The sequence below is a fragment of the Nostoc sp. NMS2 genome (genome assembly GCF_017115105.1).
Lineage (GTDB): Bacteria > Cyanobacteriota > Cyanobacteriia > Cyanobacteriales > Nostocaceae > Nostoc.
Map to the genome: position 1 here is coordinate 21,093 of NZ_JABXKH010000126.1, position 18,913 is coordinate 40,005.

General features: G+C 40.8%; 15 protein-coding genes. 8 read left to right on the plus strand and 7 right to left on the minus strand.

Annotation, left to right across the window (positions count from 1 at the left end; all coding sequences use genetic code 11):
• Window positions 1–28: 28 nt before the first annotated feature.
• The 3 genes from glmU to HWQ36_RS22130 all read right to left on the minus strand — a co-directional run bounded on the left by glmU (window position 29) and on the right by HWQ36_RS22130 (window position 4,397).
• Entirely contained in the window at window positions 29–1,381 is a 1,353-nt protein-coding gene (gene glmU, locus HWQ36_RS22120) for a bifunctional UDP-N-acetylglucosamine diphosphorylase/glucosamine-1-phosphate N-acetyltransferase GlmU (RefSeq protein ID WP_292706509.1), read from the minus strand.
• 153 nt (window positions 1,382–1,534) lie between these two features.
• On the minus strand, window positions 1,535–2,764 hold the full coding sequence (locus HWQ36_RS22125) for a two-component system response regulator (RefSeq protein ID WP_292706511.1): 1,230 nt from the start codon (window positions 2,762–2,764) through the stop codon (window positions 1,535–1,537).
• A 712-nt stretch (window positions 2,765–3,476) separates the two neighbouring features.
• Window positions 3,477–4,397, minus strand: coding sequence for an MnmC family methyltransferase (locus tag HWQ36_RS22130; protein WP_292706512.1), 921 nt, complete (start codon window positions 4,395–4,397; stop codon window positions 3,477–3,479).
• 419 nt (window positions 4,398–4,816) lie between these two features.
• On the opposite strand from HWQ36_RS22130, the gene petJ reads away from it, so the two are divergent.
• Both petJ and HWQ36_RS22140 read left to right on the plus strand, forming a co-directional pair.
• On the plus strand, window positions 4,817–5,152 hold the full coding sequence (petJ, locus tag HWQ36_RS22135; protein ID WP_292706514.1) for a cytochrome c6 PetJ: 336 nt from the start codon (window positions 4,817–4,819) through the stop codon (window positions 5,150–5,152).
• 285 nt (window positions 5,153–5,437) lie between these two features.
• Entirely contained in the window at window positions 5,438–6,361 is a 924-nt protein-coding gene (locus tag HWQ36_RS22140) for a tetratricopeptide repeat protein (protein ID WP_292706516.1), read from the plus strand.
• An 11-nt stretch (window positions 6,362–6,372) separates the two neighbouring features.
• On the opposite strand, the gene HWQ36_RS22145 is transcribed toward HWQ36_RS22140, so the two are convergent.
• Window positions 6,373–6,999 carry a Uma2 family endonuclease gene (locus HWQ36_RS22145; protein WP_292706518.1) on the minus strand — a complete coding sequence of 209 codons (627 nt, stop codon included), beginning with the start codon at window positions 6,997–6,999 and terminating at the stop codon, window positions 6,373–6,375.
• A gap of 326 nt (window positions 7,000–7,325) precedes the next feature.
• Here HWQ36_RS22145 and HWQ36_RS22150 point away from each other — a divergent pair, with 326 nt between their 5' ends.
• The 5 genes from HWQ36_RS22150 (at window position 7,326) to HWQ36_RS22170 (ending at window position 12,717) form a co-directional block, all read left to right on the plus strand.
• Window positions 7,326–8,240 carry a hypothetical protein gene (locus tag HWQ36_RS22150; protein ID WP_292706520.1) on the plus strand — a complete coding sequence of 305 codons (915 nt, stop codon included), beginning with the start codon at window positions 7,326–7,328 and terminating at the stop codon, window positions 8,238–8,240.
• Between the two features lie 12 nt (window positions 8,241–8,252).
• Complete coding sequence (locus HWQ36_RS22155; RefSeq protein WP_292706522.1) at window positions 8,253–8,810, plus strand: hypothetical protein; 558 nt, start codon at window positions 8,253–8,255, stop codon at window positions 8,808–8,810.
• Between the two features lie 216 nt (window positions 8,811–9,026).
• Window positions 9,027–11,114 (plus strand): TonB-dependent receptor, encoded by a 2,088-nt coding sequence (locus HWQ36_RS22160; RefSeq protein ID WP_292706524.1) that lies wholly within the window; start codon window positions 9,027–9,029, stop codon window positions 11,112–11,114.
• A 415-nt stretch (window positions 11,115–11,529) separates the two neighbouring features.
• Window positions 11,530–11,826 (plus strand): hypothetical protein, encoded by a 297-nt coding sequence (locus HWQ36_RS22165; protein ID WP_292706526.1) that lies wholly within the window; start codon window positions 11,530–11,532, stop codon window positions 11,824–11,826.
• A gap of 501 nt (window positions 11,827–12,327) precedes the next feature.
• Complete coding sequence (locus HWQ36_RS22170; RefSeq protein WP_292706528.1) at window positions 12,328–12,717, plus strand: hypothetical protein; 390 nt, start codon at window positions 12,328–12,330, stop codon at window positions 12,715–12,717.
• Between the two features lie 157 nt (window positions 12,718–12,874).
• On the opposite strand, the gene ptsP is transcribed toward HWQ36_RS22170, so the two are convergent.
• The 3 genes from ptsP to HWQ36_RS22185 all read right to left on the minus strand — a co-directional run bounded on the left by ptsP (window position 12,875) and on the right by HWQ36_RS22185 (window position 17,356).
• Entirely contained in the window at window positions 12,875–15,385 is a 2,511-nt protein-coding gene (gene ptsP, locus HWQ36_RS22175) for a phosphoenolpyruvate--protein phosphotransferase (RefSeq protein WP_292706538.1), read from the minus strand.
• A 94-nt stretch (window positions 15,386–15,479) separates the two neighbouring features.
• Window positions 15,480–16,676 (minus strand): phosphodiester glycosidase family protein, encoded by a 1,197-nt coding sequence (locus tag HWQ36_RS22180; protein ID WP_292706530.1) that lies wholly within the window; start codon window positions 16,674–16,676, stop codon window positions 15,480–15,482.
• A 464-nt stretch (window positions 16,677–17,140) separates the two neighbouring features.
• Entirely contained in the window at window positions 17,141–17,356 is a 216-nt protein-coding gene (locus HWQ36_RS22185) for a hypothetical protein (RefSeq protein WP_292706532.1), read from the minus strand.
• 262 nt (window positions 17,357–17,618) lie between these two features.
• Here HWQ36_RS22185 and HWQ36_RS22190 point away from each other — a divergent pair, with 262 nt between their 5' ends.
• On the plus strand, window positions 17,619–18,797 hold the full coding sequence (locus tag HWQ36_RS22190; protein WP_292706534.1) for a GNAT family N-acetyltransferase: 1,179 nt from the start codon (window positions 17,619–17,621) through the stop codon (window positions 18,795–18,797).
• Window positions 18,798–18,913: the final 116 nt, after the last annotated feature.

Consider the following 18,913-nt stretch of genomic DNA (forward strand, 5'->3'; position numbering starts at 1 on the left):
CAGCTAACCTGATGATTTAATTATCGCTTTATTGGCTTTTCCTTTGCCAAGCAGGTTTCACCACCTGACGACTACGAGCAATCACCAGAGAATTATCAGGCACATCTTCTGTAACAGTGGAACCAGCTGCAATGTAAACATCATCTCCCAAGGTGAGCGGAGCCACTAAAACGCTATTAGCACCAGTTTTTGTGCGATCGCCTATTTTGGTACGATGCTTTTTCACGCCGTCATAATTGGCAGTAATTGTACCGGCACCAATATTCACCTGATTGCCGACAACGCTATCACCTATATATGACAAATGTGCCGCATTCGTGCGATCGCCTAATTGGGTATTTTTCAATTCCACAAAATTCCCCACACGGCAACCAGCACCCACTTCTACCTGACCGCGCAAATGAGCATAAGGGCCAATTCGGCTTCCTGCCTGCACGGTGCTATTTATTACTACTGAATACTGCACGGTGACATTTTCACTCAACTGGCTATTTTCAACTAAACTTCCCGGACCAATATGACTTCCTGTTTTAATCACCGTATTTCCCCGCAGGTGAGTTTGGGGTTCAATAATTACATCTGGGTGTAATTCCACAGTTTCATCAATGGTAATGCTTGTGGGATCAATGAGGGTGACACCTGCTAGCATCCATTTTTCCTTGACTCGTTTTTGCAAAATCTCGTAGGCTGTTGCCAGTTGCAGGCGATCGTTAATACCGAGAATTTCTTGGTTATCTTCAACATCCACCGCCATCACTTGTCCCACCTGAGTGACGGCATCAGTGAGATAGTATTCCTTTTGGGCATTGTTTGCCTGAAGGTGGGGAAGCACCTTTGCCAAATCTGGCCAACGGAAGCAGTAAACTCCAGCATTAATGCGCTGATTTTGTCTTTGAGCAGCAGTACAATCTTTGTGTTCAACCATTTGCTGCACAATATTTTCATCGTTACAAAAAACTCGCCCGTAGCCTGTGGGATCTGGCAGATGCGAGGTAAGAATGGTGGCAGCATTCTGATTTTGGGCGTGAGTTTGTAACATCTGCTTGAGAGTTTCGCTACGTATCAACGGTAAATCGCCGTTAAGTATCAGCAAATCTCCTGTGTAATCTTCCAAGTGTGGAAGTAATTGCTGGATGGCATGACCTGTTCCCAGTTGTACAGTCTGTTCGACAAACTCCAAGTTAGGAATTGAATGCATGGCGGTTTGCACTTCTTCGGACTGATACCCGACAATTACGATTCGTCGTGAGGGCAAAAGTGGTTCTACACTTTCGATAACTCTCTCGACTAGCGATCGCCCACCCAAAGAATGTAAAACTTTAGGTAAGCGTGATTTCATCCGTGTGCCGCGTCCCGCCGCTAGAATTGCTACAACTACCATAATTAGCTATCAGCTATCAGTGAAATTATGATTAATGCTGTTGGTACTTTAAGATTTAGGCTCAAATCATACCAAGCTAATCATAGAAGACTGAATATACAATGAGTCAGGATTATACCAATTTTTGCTCATTACGGCAGCGACAAAATACCCTTATTGCTGACAGCATCGAATAAACTGTGCAAATTGCTGCATTAATTGGGGATTACGCCAACCGGCATTAGCTTCTTCTAGCATCACTGAAAGTGCTTCTTCTGTGGTGAAAGCTATTTTGTAAGGTCGTTCACTGCTTAAAGCATCGTAAATATCAATTAATTGAAATACTTGTGCTAGATACGGAATATCATCCCCCTTGAGTCCATCAGGGTAGCCTGAGCCATCCCAGCGTTCATGGTGATGGCGAATAATGGGAATTACACCCCGCATACTGCGTAGTGGCTGGCAAATTTTTTCTCCAATTAAAACGTGCTGCCGCATAATCTCCCAATCTTTGGGGGTGAGTTGGTCTTTTTTCAGCAGCACGGCATCAGGAATACCCACCTTACCAATATCGTGGAGATAACCACCCCACATCAAATCTCGAATTTGGTGGCGTGAGAGGTTGAGGTATTCACCAAAAAGTTGTCCTAGTTTTACCAGGCGTTCACAATGGTTGCCTGTATTAGGATCGCGGCTTTCAATCGACATGGCAATGGAAAATAGTACTTGTTCGGCATGGTCTAAATCTTCGTTCAGACGCTTCTGCCGTACCAAGGACTTCACACGGGCCGCCAGTTCCACACGATCAAAAGGTTTGGTGAGAAAATCATCTCCCCCAACTTCGATTCCCCGAATGCGCGATCGCCTGTCATTTAATGCTGTAATAAAAATCACTGGGATTAGCCTAGTCTGCTCATCCTGTTTCAGCAATTGGCAAACTTCAAATCCATCCATTCCTGGCATCATTACATCCAGCAAAATCAAATCTGGTTGTTTTTGAGTTACCAATCCTACAACAGTAGAACCTCTGTCTGCCTCAATCACTTCGTATCCTTCCATCCCCAAGAGGGCAACAGCAGTCATCCGACTGGCGGCATGATCGTCAACTACTAAAACCTTCGGCGGATCTAAATAAAACCCATTCACTTTAGAACCTTTGGCTTGTAGTGTTTTAGAGACTAATGAATCATCACCACAAGTAATATCAGATTTTATCCAAGAAGACACTGCTTGGTTATCTTCAAGCATAAGGTCTTTTTGAGATAAGCCTAAAGAATAAGCCTCTACATTATTCTGCGATCCCATAACATGATTTGAACCAATACTCTTTACTGTGCTAATGGGGTTTGCTCCACTAACAATTTGTTCTATAAAGCCTGTATGGTTGGATTTCCATTGAATCACAAAGGCACTCCAAGTTTTTGCACAAGTTAACAGTGTCAGATTTGAAAAAGAAATTTAATATTTGAATGTATCTGAGCTAGAGTTTTCGTAAGGATTATGCATTATTTCAAGCTGCTTATCTGAGTTTTTCGCAGCATATATATTTTATCTTACGAACAAGGGATGTCTTGTTGTCAAAATTTTTGCTTATAATTTCAGTATGATAAATTTGCACAAATGTTAAATCAGGTTTTTCACGGATATTCTTTAAAATAGCGCCAGAAAGCACTGTATTTGGTTAATTTATATCAAAATATAGGGTTTTTAGTTAAAAGTATTTATAGTAATGATTAGGTATACATATTTTTACTTACTTAATTATCTCAATACTCAAACAATACTGAAAAATTGTAAAATTACATATTATCATGAATTTAATTTATTTGGCTCTAAGCTCGACTCGATCAATTTTTTTCGCAAGTACGATACTTCTGCGGAGTCGTTGCACGAATGCTATTGCTGAAACCTCTGTAGGACTGTCGTTTTACTTTTTGAAGCTAATCGATAATCTGTGATGCAGAAAAAATATTTGCCAAAAAGCCAGGGTTTTTGCCGGATAAAGAAAACCGAGTTCTTAATTTTGGATAAAGTCGAGCTTAGAAGATGTTTTAAAAATTAAAGGCTGAGGAAATAGTTTGTAATTGCGTAGGCGTAACCGTCGTAAATATCGCAACTAGAAATTACTTCCCATAAAATCTCTGCCTTGTGTTCCCAATAGCCACCTTTTTTGCCAACGGGAGGTAGGTTCGAGTGAAGAGGCTTGTTGCTCTTGTTGTCGCCGCATCACTATCACTGCGGTTGAATCGCTCAAGTCAGGATCGCGATAGGGAATAGCAGCACGGGTTAGTAAGTGTTCTTTTTCAACTTGCGAGAGGGAAGTAAGTATTGAGTGGTTTTGAGACTCACTACTTGCAGAATGTGCCACAGTACCAGGCGATCGCCTGCCTACTGGTGGGGTAGAAGCGATCGCCAAACCAGCAGACAAAAGTGCTGTGCGTACAGCAGCAGAACAAGAATAGGTGGCTAATAAACCATCTTGATGTAGACACAATGACAGTTGTTTAATAAATTCAACAGTCCATAATTGGGGACACTGTGTTGGTGAAAAGGGATCGAGGAAAATTGCGTCTGCCCAAAAACCCGACTGATGGACTAACGCGATCGTAGTTCTAGCATCGCCAATTAGTAGCTTTGCTTTCAGGCGATCTGTTTGCACTTGATGCTCAAAAGCTAGCTGGGACAAGATTTCAGTATAGTTACAGTTCCAATTGTCGAACAAGTGATGAGCGATCGCAGCTTGTGGCACTGCCGGATTCAGTTCTAAACCGATTACTTCAATATAACAACTGGGATTCACTGCCCAAATTGTCTGCAAAGCAGCAGCTGTGTTGTATCCTAGACCATAACAAATATCCAATAGTCGCAAAACTGGTTTTTGAGCAACTGTAGCCAGTTGAGTAGGTTCCACAAACTTGAAAAAACTCTCCTGCTTCGCTCCATAATGGCTGTGAAAGGATTCACCAAACTCTTGAGAGACAAAGGTGAAAGAACCATCTGCTGTGAGCTTAGGTGTAAAATTCTCTAAGTCTGACATTTTATAAATAAAACGCGAATTATTTGTGAAGGCACAGAATTTATAATTGAACTTCCCGGATAAAAATTTGAAGTTATTTGTAAATAAATAACTACACATATCTGGTACTACTAAATTCCGAAGTTTTAAGGATTTATAAATTGACAACTTTGCACAAATAGTATCCAAATTTTTTTACACAATTAATTAGTCTATCTTTGACTTGATAAGTCTTTATTAAGTCAAAGATAGACTAATTCATGTTTTCTGAGAAAAAATGAAAAGCAACTTGTAGCTAGAGATCACTCTGTGTTAGAATCCAAAATTCTAAAGCTTTAAAGCGAAGTTTGACAGCGTGTCGTTTGACTATAAGAGCGGCTCAACTGACAATTATGGAGGATATTGCACCGAATAAGCCGTTATTGTAAAGGGAACACGAAATGAGAAAAATGATTACAGTCATGCTGTTAGGCATAGCAATCTTCACATTTGCCTTCAGTAGTCCAGCTTTGGCAGGAGATGCTGTTAGTGGAGCTAAAGTATTTAGTGCTAATTGTGCCTCTTGTCACGCTGGAGGTAAGAATCTAGTTCAAGCTAACAAAAACCTGAAGAAGGAAGCTTTGCAAAAGTATGATATGTACTCAGCAGAAGCGATTATTGCCCAGGTTACAAAAGGTAAAAATGCTATGCCTGCCTTCGGCAAACGTTTGAAAGCTGACCAGATTGAAGATGTAACTGCTTATGTGCTTTCTCAAGCAGATAAGGACTGGAAGTAGAGTAATCTCTAATACCATTTCTGTATGAAGATGCGCTTAGAAGACTAGACTTTAGGAGCAATTCATAAATTGCTCCTACATGAATAAAGTGTGGCCTCGCGCAGAATTGGTATAACTTCAAAAATTAACAATTAGCGGGGCTTTTGTCCCGCTAATTTTAGGTTTGCCAAAATTGTCAAATAGGATGCTTATACCAATTTTGGATTTTGGATTTTCGATTAATAGTCTTGATAAAAAGACTGTTCTAAGAACATCAAACAATACTACCTATCCTAATTTGGTACTATGAGTGATTTCTGGCGATTATTTATCAGTACAATTATTGCTTTTCCTCTCACTTTCTTGACTTTATCTGCACATTCAGCACCCGTTTCTATTATCCAAATTACAGCGAGTAATTTCTTGGAATTGGGTGTAGATAAGATGCAGCGCGGTAATTATCAGGAAGCAATAGAGAATTTCAATCAGGCGATTGAACTTGAGAAAGATTTTGCTGTTGCTTATAGCGATCGCTGTCTTGCTTATCTCCAATTACAAGATTACCATCAAGCTGCTACAGATTGTACTCAAGCCATAAATTTTGCACCGGATAACTTTGAGGCTTATCTGAACCGGGGAGTAGCACACTACAGACAAGGGGATTATCTCACTGCTATTGTCGATCATAATCGAGCGATCGCACTTAAACCCTACGATTTTCGAGCTTACTACAACCGAGGGCTAGCCTTTGCTGGGGATGGGAAAGACTCGCAGGCAATTCTTGACTTTAATTTAGCTTTAACTCAAATTCCCCGAATTACTAGCTTACTGCTTGCAGATATCTACAATGACCGAGGTTTGGCGCATTTTGTCTTGCAAGATATCCAAGCAGCTATGCTCGACTTTAATCTAGCAATTCGTCTCAATGCTAACGATTATAGAGCGTATTTTAACCGGGGTTGTGCTTGCGGCCGAAACGGAGATGACTTTGGTGCAGTGCATGATTTTTCCCAAGTCATCAGACTTAACCCCAGTAATGCCCAGGCTTACGTTAATCGGGGAGTAGCTCAGTATCACTTAGGATATCATTTAGATGCGATCGCTGATTTACAAAAAGCATCTAAGTACTTTGAAAACCAAGGAAAGAGAGTTGCCTACGAAAAAACTCTAGATTTACTGAAGAATTTGCGACAAAAAATTTCGTCTGCAACAGAAATCGCTCTTTTGTAAGACTGTAAAGACTATACAGGGTATCCACCAGCTTGAAAAATTTGTTCGGCGGTTAAATTTAATTCGGGGAACAGAGGTGAGATAATGCGATCGCTATCTTGAAACTGGCTGACTTGGTATTCTCCCTCAATTAAGGTGTAAAGCGAAACAGTTGGTTGCTTGGGGTTGCCAATAAATCGCCTACCGCCTAAAGCAGCATAGTCTACAATCCAGTATTCTGGGATGCCTACAGCTTCATAGTCAGCAGCTTTTTTTAAATAATCATCACGCCAATTGCTACTCACTACCTCAACTACTAAGGGCATTGATTCCGCTTTGCTTACAGTAGATTCTTTTTTCCACAGAGTTTCGTTTACTAAATTGGGGCGATTTAATATCAGTACATCTGGTGAGTAAGCAGATTCATTTTCAGGCGGTTTGACTAATGCTGTTTTAGGTATGAAGTAGGGGAGATTTAAACGAATACATTCTCTAGTAATTTCAAAGGCTAAAAATCCAACTACCTCTTCATGATCGCCTGTTGGTTGGGACATTTCGACTATTACTCCATCATGCAACTCATAACGTTTTCCTGTGTTGTCTGGATATTTAGCAACGAATTCATCGAATGTAACTAGTTTGCGTAAGGCTTGAATCATAAATTATTGTCTTCTATTGTGTTTGCGAAACGTCCATTTTTCTCAATCCTAACTTAATTCATAATTGTTACAAGGGAAAGGTATTTGAGGCTTATTTTTTTCGCCTTTTGGAGGCTAGCTTGCTTATTAAGCGCAATGTCTCTAGCCCTTCGAGATCGCACGTCTGAGAATTTGAGTGGTTGAGACAGAATAAAACATATCTCAACCCAGATTGAGATCATATTACCAATAGAACTGAGATCACACTTCAATGAGTTCATCTCGGCTAAACTGAATACTTATACTTAAATATAACAAATCCTCACATAGGAACTTAAATTATTGCAATGAAAGGACTAAATCGCAAAGGTTCTGATCATGAAAACGCTGTTAATCATCCTCGCTCACCGCAGAAAGAACCAACTTCTTCTCATGAGCTTAAACAGTTATTGATGACTGTTCGTATCCAACGCGATGAATGGCAACAACGTGCGAAAGAAAATGAGGAAGCTGCATCTCAACGCGATGAAGCAGAACAACGTGCAAACGAAGCTGCATCACAACTGGTTCATGTTCAGCAAGAAATTCAAACTTATCAAATCGAGGCTAATGAGCTAAAACTCGAAGCTAATGAGCTAAAAGAGCGATTTACTCAAAATTATCTTTTCTATATTGATGAGCAAGAAAATCATCAAAAGACGCTCTATCTTTACAACGAAGAAAAAGCGAAAATATCCCAGCTAGTTCATGTTCATCAGCGAGAAATCCAAACTTGCCAACTTGAAGCTAATGAACTAAAAGAGAAAGTCACTCAGAATTATCGCTTCTATATTGATGAACAACAAAGTCATCAACAAACGCTTTGCCTCTACAACGAAGAAAAAACGAAAGCGACTGAATTGCTTACCAAATATGATGCAGCCAACTCTGAACGAGAAATGTATTTGACTTTATACAATGAGGCTAAAGCAGAACTCAAGCATGAGCGACGTTCCAAAGCTAGTATTAAGGGATGGGAAACTCGCCGTAAAGCCGAGAATGAAAGACTAAAACGGGAAATTGCTCAGATGGTTGTGCTATTGCGTGAATCTTTAGAAAGTAAAGATGAAGCAGTAAATAGTCTTTACGTTGTTGCAGAGCGTATGGATAGAATTCAATCTCTAGTTGATTCGGTGGAAGAAGAAACAACTAATAGTCCTATGGGTTTGGTACAAAAGTTTAAACGCATTTGGCTGGCAATTAAAGACATACTTTCTGAATAAATAAGCATACTCATGAACAATAAACCACTCCCAACCACGCAAAAACAAGGTAAAGTGAGGCTGGGAGATCAAATTCGCAGTATTGCCGATCGCCTTAAACAAGAAACTGATGTACAGATAAAAGCAACTTCTCGGATTTTAGGGGCTGCTGCTCAGATTGCCGAAAATCATGACCGACTTATTAGTGAAGTAGTTGATATGGTTGAGTCAGACCTGAATCTAGAAAACCAGATATCTCAAAAGCATATTTATACTATTGATATTCTAAAGCAACAGTTTAAAACATTTCGGGATGCAAAAGCTCACTTTAAGCTGAAAGTTAGTAGTTGGGAATCATTAGTTAACCAATTAAATACTGCATCTTACCAAAGAACCATAATACAGAATAAAACTCAATCAAATCATAGTTTGATGGACAATAATGTGATAAATGGTGAAGATAATTACAATAATCTTGAAAAATTTACAGTTTTTTTAGAACCTGATGTTGCAGAAATGTTTCCCAATTCGGAAGCAGTAAATGAAGCTCTGCGTTTTCTAATTAGAGTTACGAGTAAAAATAGTGTTTGAAATTGTGATGTTGTACCCATAAAAATTGTACATACTTCAAGCAATTAAAAACTGCTATTGCCCTACTTAATTATTTGTGAACAGCAAGATTCCTTATTTTTCATAGAAATCGGGAATCTTTGTTGTGGAAATATGACAGCGTGTCTTTTGACACAATTTTACTCTTACAGCAAGAATACTACGTGGTAACTGTTTTTACTTGGTGTGTAAGAGAACGTGAAAAAAGATTTTTTGTTGCTAACAGTTGCTTTACCGAGTTTACTGATAGCGTTTCCTGGCTTTGCTGCTGAGAGTGAAATTAAGCAGAGAAATACTGATAAATCAACCGAAGTCATTTCCGATATTCCGAGTTTGAATGAAGTTGAGCTACCCGCTACTAATGCCGAATTATTAACTCAACAATCTGCACCGAGTGAAGTTAATTCAGAAACTCAGCCAGATTATACAGATACAGATGATGCAGACATTTCTATAGAAGCGATCGCAGAACCAGACAACCTACCTCAATCTACACCAACTTACGTCATTGATAAAGAAGAAATTCAAAAACAGGGCGCTACAAGTTTAGCCGATATTTTGAAAAGAATGCCCGGTTTTGCAATCAATGATGTAGGTCATGGCGCAGATATCCACACAGGTACATACTACCGAGGAGCCTCAATTAATCAGTCTGTATTTTTAATTAATGGCAGACCAATTAACAATAATGTCAACACTTATCATGGTGGAACTGATTTAAATAGTATTCCTGTAGAGGCTATTGAACGAGTGGAATTATATAGCGGAACAGCCTCTGCTTTGTATGGTTCCTCAGCCTTCGGAGGAGTTGTGAATATCATCACCAAGGAAGGTTATGGCAAACCTCAATTGAGCGCTAGTGCAGAATTTGGCTCATTGAGTTTAAATAATCAACAAGTGACTTATGGTGGTTCATCCAATAATGTCAAATATAACTTTAGCTTTGAAAGATTCTTTACAGATAACCGTTACCGCGTTCCTGTAGGTGCAGCAAATCGTGATGAGCAGGGATTTTTATCAAATGCAGATACAGCTACAAGTACCTATTTTGGTAGCATTGGACTAGATTTAGATAAAAAGAATTCATTGAATTTAGATGTTACTGCACTCAGCAGTCGTCGCGGCTTAATTTATTTCGGGTTCCCTCTCCAAAGAGATAGATTAGACCACGATGGTTTAAACGTTGGCTTATCCTGGAAAACTCGACTAGGTAATGGAGAAAGTTCTAATCTGACAACCTCAATTGGTTATAACCAAGATTATTTCAGCACTTATGGCCCTACAGGAGCATTTTACCGCACAGGAGCTTTAGATACACAACAACTGACAGCCAGAGTAGACCATGAGTGGAAAGTTACTTCCAATAATAAATTGCGCTGGGGATTAGATTTAAAAAACACCGATTTAATCGGTGATGTTTTGAGTACAAATCCTAGTAGGATTGCCACTAATGAAACTGAAGATAGGAGTTTGTTTAATACTGCTTTATTTGCTGTCAATACTTGGAATATTAGCGATAATTTTCTGATAGATTTAGGATTAAGGCAAAGTTTCGACAGCCAGTTTGGAAATTATCTCAATCCTAGTTTTGGGTTACGTTATGCCGTTACACCATTAGTAGCAGTGCGTGGAAGTTGGGCAGGGGCACAACGCAATCCTGGGTTAGATCAGTTGTATGTTTATGATACAGTTCATGGTTGGGAACCTAACCCTGATTTAAGACCAGAAACTGGCTCGACTTGGAGTGCGGGAGTAGATGTCAATTTTTCTCAAAATCTGATTGGACAGTTTACTTACTTTGGTAGTAGTATAGGCGATCGCTTGGGAGTCATCGCCGGAAGATGGGAAAACATTGGATTAGTAGATACCAACGGTTTAGAGGCAGCTTTGCAATTCAAAATTGCGGCTAGCTGGTCAACTTTCCTCAACTACACTTATACAGATGCTCAAATAAAAACAGGCTCCGAGAGAGGTTTACAGTTAGGCTTGATTCCCTACTCTGTAATTCAAACTGGCTTAGGTTATCAAAATGCAGGATGGCAGGCTAACTTGTATGTTACCTACAATAGTGGCGCTCGTAGAGCCTTCTTTACTAACCCTGGTGACAGGGCTACAGATTTTGCACCATCTTTTGTAAATTTAGATTTGAGCGGACGTGTACCTTTAACTAGCAATTTAGGATTGACAGTTTACTTAGAAAATCTACTTGGTGAGCAATACGAGCGAGTTAATCGCATTTATAGCCCTGGATTTACTTTTCGTTTGGGTTTAAGCGCCAATTTTTAAGTGTCTCCTTTCCTCTCTGCGTTCTCTGTGACTCTGCGGTTTAAAAGTTATTTATTGAACCACAGAGACGCAGAGAACACAGAGAAAAGAGGAATTTTTTGGTAAGGATGAGTACTACTATACAATATCGTTTACGGCTAAAGCCGTAACACACCCTACTGGCGTGACAAGCCTAAAATGTTGCAAAAAAATTGTAGGTTGGGGAGCCACTGCGTTGCGCGGGTTTCCCGCGTTGTAGCAAGTGGCGTTGGAGGCTTTGCCAAAGCCAACATTCTGATATATGTTGGGTTGCGCTTCGCTCCACCCAACCTACGTCTAATCCAACATTTTAGCTACGTTTAATCCTAAGGCCTAACGCACCCTACTTAAGATTTACTTTTAATCCAAAATCTAAAATCTAAAATCCAAAATTGTTATGAGAGCTAAAATTGACAATCAAATACTTTTTATCCACCACGAAGATTTACCAGAGTTTAAGAAAGGTGGTTCGGTGGTGCGGAACTCTTATTTCTGGGCGTTACGTTCAATTGCTGCTCATGCTTCACGTTATCGTGATTGGGAATATGAACCGGAGGTTTGGCTAGCACTTTCACGAATGCTTTTGTCTTTTGCTGAATCTGGGTATTTGGGTCTTAGAGAAACTTTGCTGGAGTTTCCTTTCTCTCAAGGAGAAATTCCTAGTTTGCTGCGAGATGTGTCTACTTTTGAGTAAGTCAAATGAGCTTTTGCTTACGGAAAACACCAAAATGAGTAAGTCAAATCAACTTTTGCTTACGGAAAACACCAAAATGAGTAAGTCAAATCAACTTTTGTGAAAGCATTTAAGTATTTTGAGAAAGTAATTAAGTATTTTAAGAAAGCAATTAGGTGTTTTTGATAAAGTAATCAGCAAATATAGCGGTTCTCAGTTGAGTGCAATACAGACCTAACCCCCAGCCCCTTCCCTACAAGGGAAGGGGAGTAAGATTCAAAGCCTCTCTCCTTTTTGGAGAGAGGTCAAACTGTATTGCATTCAAGCGAGAACCGCTATATACCTGATGATTAAAAATTACGGCTGCAAACGACTGTAATTAATATTACATCAACAAAATAATCCTTGAACTCATCGGGCACTCATAAGAGGTTCAATCCGTCACGATTAGTCATCATAGACAAACCCTAGTTAACAGTAGGGGTAGTTTTGACAAAACAATTAAGATACTAGGAAAACAACGTGAAAATAGCGATTATTGCTAAAACATTAATTACATCTATCGCTTTTTTAGCTTTATTTGCCCCAAGTAAAGCATCAGCTCAACTCATACCGCAACCTTGGGTTTCAGTCGGTGGAAAAGATGGTGATATAACTTATGCTGTAGGCGCTAGAGCTTTAAATTTTGGGGTTGAGCTAGGAACTGGCCCTGATGGTGCTACGGGAGTAGATGTTTTGAAATTTATCAGTTTACCTGTCATCTCACCCTATGTAGGAGTTGGACTTTATTCTGAGGATAAAGGTGTTGCGGTTTCAGGTGGCGTTCAGGTAGGTGCTACTGATAACGTTTTTGTTGGTGCTGGCTACAATTCTATTCGTGGTTTTAACGGCCAACTGGGAATCAGATTTTAAGAGTGCTGAGAAAACAAATTGATGGTTTTCTTGTTGACGCATAAGAATAAAGAAAATGGTATCGAATCAGGTACTTTATTAGGTGCAGGCATTCAAATTATGCCTGTCCTGCATGGGGCGCGGGATATCGAGAAGATATTTGCTCAGGACACTGAATTTACGCAGAGGGAATAACTGAAGTTGAAATTAGTTCTCTGACATGAACTGCGGAATCTTGTTGTAATGCTAATTCCACGATCGCTTCACTCTCAACTATACAAAACCTAGCGATCGCCTGTTTGACTCCAGGTATACTTTGAGGATTCACGCTCAACTCATCCAGCCCTAAACCTAATAAAATTGGTGTTGCTAAAGTGTCTGCTGCCAATTCTCCACATAATCCTACCGAAATCCCCGCCGCATGAGCAGCTTGGATAGTTTGCTGCACCATTCGCAACACGGCTGGATGTAGCGCATCAACTAAATTTGCCACTCGTGGATTAGTGCGATCGCTAGCCATGACGTATTGACTCAGGTCGTTAGTACCTATACTAAAGAAGTCTACTTCAGATGCTAACTGATCTGCGATCGCAACTGCTGAGGGCACCTCAATCATAATTCCTACTTTCATCGCGGCATCAAAGGATATACCAGCTTGATTTAATTCAGCCTGCACTTCACCCAAAATTACTTTAGCTGCACGTACCTCTGTCACAGTAGCAATCATCGGCAACATGATCTTAATTTGGTGTCCTACACTGGCTCTCAAAATTGCCCGTAATTGAGTTTTGAAGAGTTCGGGATGATCCAAACAGAAACGAATTCCCCGCCAGCCTAAGAAAGGGTTAGCTTCTCTTAACCCTACTCTCAGATAAGGGAGTGGCTTATCACCACCGACATCTAAGGTACGAATAATTAGCGGACGATTATCTAAAACTTGGGCGATCGCCTGATAAACTTCAAGTTGTTCTTCTTCTGTGGGGGCGCTTGTCCTATCGAGATAAAGAAACTCTGTGCGGAGTAATCCCACCCCTTCTGCACCGCTAGCCACCGCAACTTGGACATCATTTATACTACCAATATTGGCAAAAACGCTAATTTGCCGACCATCACGAGTAATTGCTGGCTGGTGTGCTGTAGCTCGTGCTTGCTGTTGGGCAGTTTGCCAAGCCTCTCGCTTTGCCTCCAGTAAATCCAGGATATGTGATTCTGGTTCTACCCAAGCTTTGCCACTTTCACCATCAAGCGCCATCAGTGTACCATCTGCCAAGTGCAACACCTGGGAATCTACTCCCAAAACTGCGGGAATACCCAATGTCCGGGCGATGATGGCGCTATGGGAGGTGGCGCTACCAGAAGTTGTACAAATACCCAACACCATTGTCGGATCTAGTCTAGCGGTATCTGAGGGGGTTAAATCAGTTGCCACTAAAATTGCCGGTTCCGAAAGATGCAGGTTCGCAGGGGCATTCCCAGCTAGTAATCGTAGTACTCTTTGCCCTACGTCTACAACATCCTCAACTCGCTCTTGGAGATAAGCATCCTCAAGTGTTCGGTAGGAAGTCGCCACTTCATCTACTACAACTTGCCAAGCTGATTCAGCATTTATATGGTGGTCTAAAATGCGCTGATGAGCCGTTTCTAACAAGACTGGATCTTCTAAAAATAGTAATTGGGCATCAAAGATGGCGGCTTCAGCATCACCAATTTGCAGAGATGCCTGTGAAAAAACGGCTTGAATTTCTTGTCGAGCAGTTTGAATTGCTGCCTGTACTCGTTGCCACTCTGATTCAGGATCGTCTACATGATATTCCGTAATCGTAATGTGAGTGGGTTGATAATTAACCACAGGTGCGATCGCTACTCCCACAGAAGCGGCAATTCCCGAAAGTTCGCCGCGAGTTGCTGGGCTAACTTCATGGTGAAATGCTGGTGGAGAATTTAAGGCAACATTATCTTCACCAAAATTATTTGCGAATAACGCCTGTAATGCCGCCAGTGCTTCATCTGCATCAGAACCAGTGGCAGTAATTACTAGTTCGTGTCCTTGACGCACCCCTAAAGTGGTGACTTGGTTAATACTGTCACCCCGAACTAACTGAGTATTCCTAGTTAAATTCTGCACCAGAATTTGGGATTGAAACCGGGCGGCGGTTCCCACAAATTGGGCTGCGGGACGGGCGTGTAATCCTAAGCGATTACTGACAATTAGCCGGATTTCTTTGATGGGAAATTCTGGATTTCTGGCTTCGATGTTGTCACTGACAACTGGCAACGGACTTACACCCAATTGAGTTGCTTTTGCTAAGAGTGCGCCGCGTGCTTCCGCCATGACTTGGTGAATGTTTCTACCAGCCGCCGCAGCTACCACAGCAGCTACTGCACCTTCTACTAGAGGTGCTTCACACAAATACACTTTTTGTTGCTGTGCTTCTGGCAAAAACTCGATGGCCATTTCTGCACTCAGCAAAGCACTACCCAAATCCATTAATACCAAAACACCATCATCAGAGAAAACAGAAGCGATCGCTTCATAAACCTGAATCGGATCTGTACCCAATGGATTTTCAGGATCTTCAATACCTGCTGCAACAGCGATGGAAACTTGGCCCTGAACCATTTGCGCGGCGAGTTCCCGCACACCTAGAGCTAGTTGTTTACTGTGAGAAACGATGACAATTCCAATCACTGCCACACCGCCAAACTTGTTAAGAGGTTTGCGTTTAGCTAGTTATCCATTCCAATTTCTCATTCCGCACCGCTAAAAACAGCGTTTATCTTGATTACAATTGCAACTCCCCGAAAATATTCCGGTCTTTCCAGCTAGAAATACGAATAAAATAGCCTTTTTTTACAGAAATACGTGGTATCCATTCATAAACACCATCGCTAGCGGTACGGGAAGAAATGTTTTGGATAAGTTTGTTTCCATCGTACAGCTTAATCGAGACATCGCCATCAAAATTATCTCGCCACAATATTAAATAGGGCTGATCCTGCTTGGGAAGTACTTTAGCAGTTAACTGACCGATCAAGATTTTTGGTGCAACCTGATTTTTAGTTATCTTACGGAATCCCAAATAATGAGGAAGGTTTCGGAAGGCAGGATTTTCTTGTGGATTAGACAGTTGGGGAACAATAATATTTCCATTCTGGGAATTGAACAAATAAGTTGATCTGCCGCCATCAACAGTAATGATGTCGCCTTTAACTCCTAATTTACGTAATAAATTGGCTGCCTCATCTAGAGTTGCTTTCTTCACCGTCATAATCAACAATAACTCGTCACCTTTAACACCATCTTTGTCTAGAGTACCGATGACTTGATATTTATTTGCTTGGTTTTGAGCTAATACTTTTGCTGGATGATCGCTGTATTGGTAAGTGACAATCGCATTCTTAACTGCTTTTTGGTTGAGAGGTGCGCCGCTAACCTGGTTGTAGTCGGTAATGTATGCCTGCTTATTATTCCAGACTAGAGCTTTGAGGCGAATATTACTATAGTATTTATCTTTTGGTTGCTTGATTGGCCCATAAGGGCTATTGCCACCACTGATGACCACGCCATTTAGTTTAATTGGAAAGGATAATTGAGTACTAGATTGATATTGCTCAAAAAAAGAACAATTAATTATCGAAAAAACGTTATTTGCATAAAGTTTGTTATATTCATCTGCAACTTCAGAAAACAACTCTCTTTTGAAAAAAGGACTGTAATATTTTCCTTCTCCCTGATAATATTTACCCTCATTTATACCCATATTATCTACTTCTTTGATAATTTGGTCTATGTGCATTTTGCGGAGATCGATAACTTGTAAATAGGCTTCATTCCCATTGGTTAATTCTTTTTTATATAAAGCCGCACCGTCTATAGCCTGGAGAGGCTGATAAGAAGATAAAGGGTTGAAAGTTTGGGTAATCCAAAAGCTACTCAGAATTGGCAGCAAAAAAAGCAATAAATTGATTACAACATTCATAAGTATTTGGTTGAGTTATAGCAATCCTAAATCATTTGTTAAAAATTAAAATTAGATCCCCTACTTCTTCGATAAGTCGGGGATCTGGACATCATTTAGGATTGCGATGGGACTTATGCATTGACAGGAAAAACCAAGTATAGATGATTTGAAAAATCAGATCCATCAGGGATCTTAACCGAACTGTATTTTAAATGCTTTTGCGATCGCTCTCAAAATTCCAATTTTTAACCTTTGAACTCGGAAGTTCGACCTTTTTGCTCGAACGTTGAGCCTCTGAACTCGGAAGTTCGACCTTTTTGCTCGAACGTTGAGCCTCTGAACTCGGAAGTTCGACCTTTTTGCTCGAACGTTGAGCCTCTGAACTCGGAAGTTCGACCTTTTTGCTCGAACGTTGAGCATCTGAACTCGGAAGTTCGACCTTTTTGCTCGAACGCTCAAGCTTTGAGCTTTAAACTTGTACTTCAACAGTGCAATTGATGAATTATTTTCTCCGGCGATACCTGTTGAGACTTGACTTTCCGATTTTTACGGGCAAACCGTTGCCCCATTTTTTCAACCATCGGATCTAAATCTGTCCCCTGACCACTCAATACGGTTCGGTTAAGAGAAGAGACGCGATAAATCGCCGTCAAGACAAAGGACTGATTATTCGCGTCTTTGTGATCTATAACTTTCATCAAAAAACTTTATCCGAACCGTATTGCCTGACCACTGACTTTAGCGTAGTTATACACTTGCAACACGGCTGCATAAGCTTCACTGCCCACGCACAAGGAGGTATCATCTAGCAAATCTTGCAATTGTGTGATTCTGTTTTTGTAATAAACTAAAAGACATCTAATTTACATATTAAATTTTCTCAATATCTTGTAGGGTGGGCAACATGAGCGCCCTGATTATGCAACTTGAATACTGATTCGCTTACTAATGGTATAAAAAATGACGGTTCAATTTGACTACAGCACTCTCGCCCATCCACAGGATATCCAGCAGCTGGAACATATCTTTGAACAGTGTTTCATCAGCGCCCTTGGTGGCGAGGAAGCTTACATCAACATGATTGGCGTAAAAAATTTCCGCATTATTCGGAGATTAGAGCAAATAGTTGGTGGATTAGCAACTCTCGACATGGGTCAGTGGTGGGGTGGTCAACGTGTGCCAATGACAGGAATTGCCGTAGTAGGCATTGCTCCAGAATATCGTGGTTCGGGGGCTGCGATCGCTCTTATGCAGCACACCCTCAAAGAACTTTACGATAGAGGTATAGCAATCTCCGCTCTTTATCCAGCCGTTCAAAGCTTGTACCGAAAAGTAGGTTATGAGCAGGGGGGTAGCTGGTGTATTTGGGAGATTGCTACCCAGAATATCCAAGTGCGGGAGCAACCCCTACCTTTGGAATTAGTAGCAAGCATCAATCATGAAGTCTTTCATAAGCTATATCAGCAGCAGGCGAGACAAACGCATGGATATTTAGACCGACATCCAGCAATTTGGGAACGAATAATTCAACCAAATGAGAAGGAAATAGTCTATACCTATTTGATTGGTACTAAAGACCAACCCCAAGGCTACATCATCTTTACTCAAGAGCGAACAGAGAATGGTGAAATCCTCTTCGTGAAAGATTGGGTACTGAGTACAGTTGCTGCTGCACAAACTTTCTGGTCTTTTCTAGCAAGTCATCGTTCCCAAATTCAGCAGGTGCGATGGAAGAGTTCTGCAATTGATTCATTGACATTGCTGCTACCAGAGCAAACTGCCAAGATTAAGACTACGAGTCGTTGGTTGCTGCGGATAATAGATGTAGTCAAGGCGCTGGAATTGCGTGGTTATCCACCGACAATCCAAACCGAATTGCACTTAGAAATTCAAGATAATTTGCTAACTGGAAATAATGATAAATTTATTCTTTCTGTCGCCAACGGACGTGGAGAAGTCACAAGAGGTGGAAAGGGTGAATTGCAGCTAGACATCCGGGAATTAGCACCATTATATACAAGCTTGTTTACCCCCTACCATTTGCAAATAGCGGGAAAACTGAATGGTACAGAAACGGCTATTTTAGCAGCTACGCAAATATTTGCAGGTGCTTCGCCTTGGATGGCTGATTTTTTTTAAAGAATTGGGAATTGGGAATTGGGAATTGGGAATTGGGCATGGAAAAGAGGCAGAGGGGCGGGGGGCGGGGGGCGGGGGGCAGGGGGAAAACTCTTCTCCCTTGCTCCCTGCTCCCT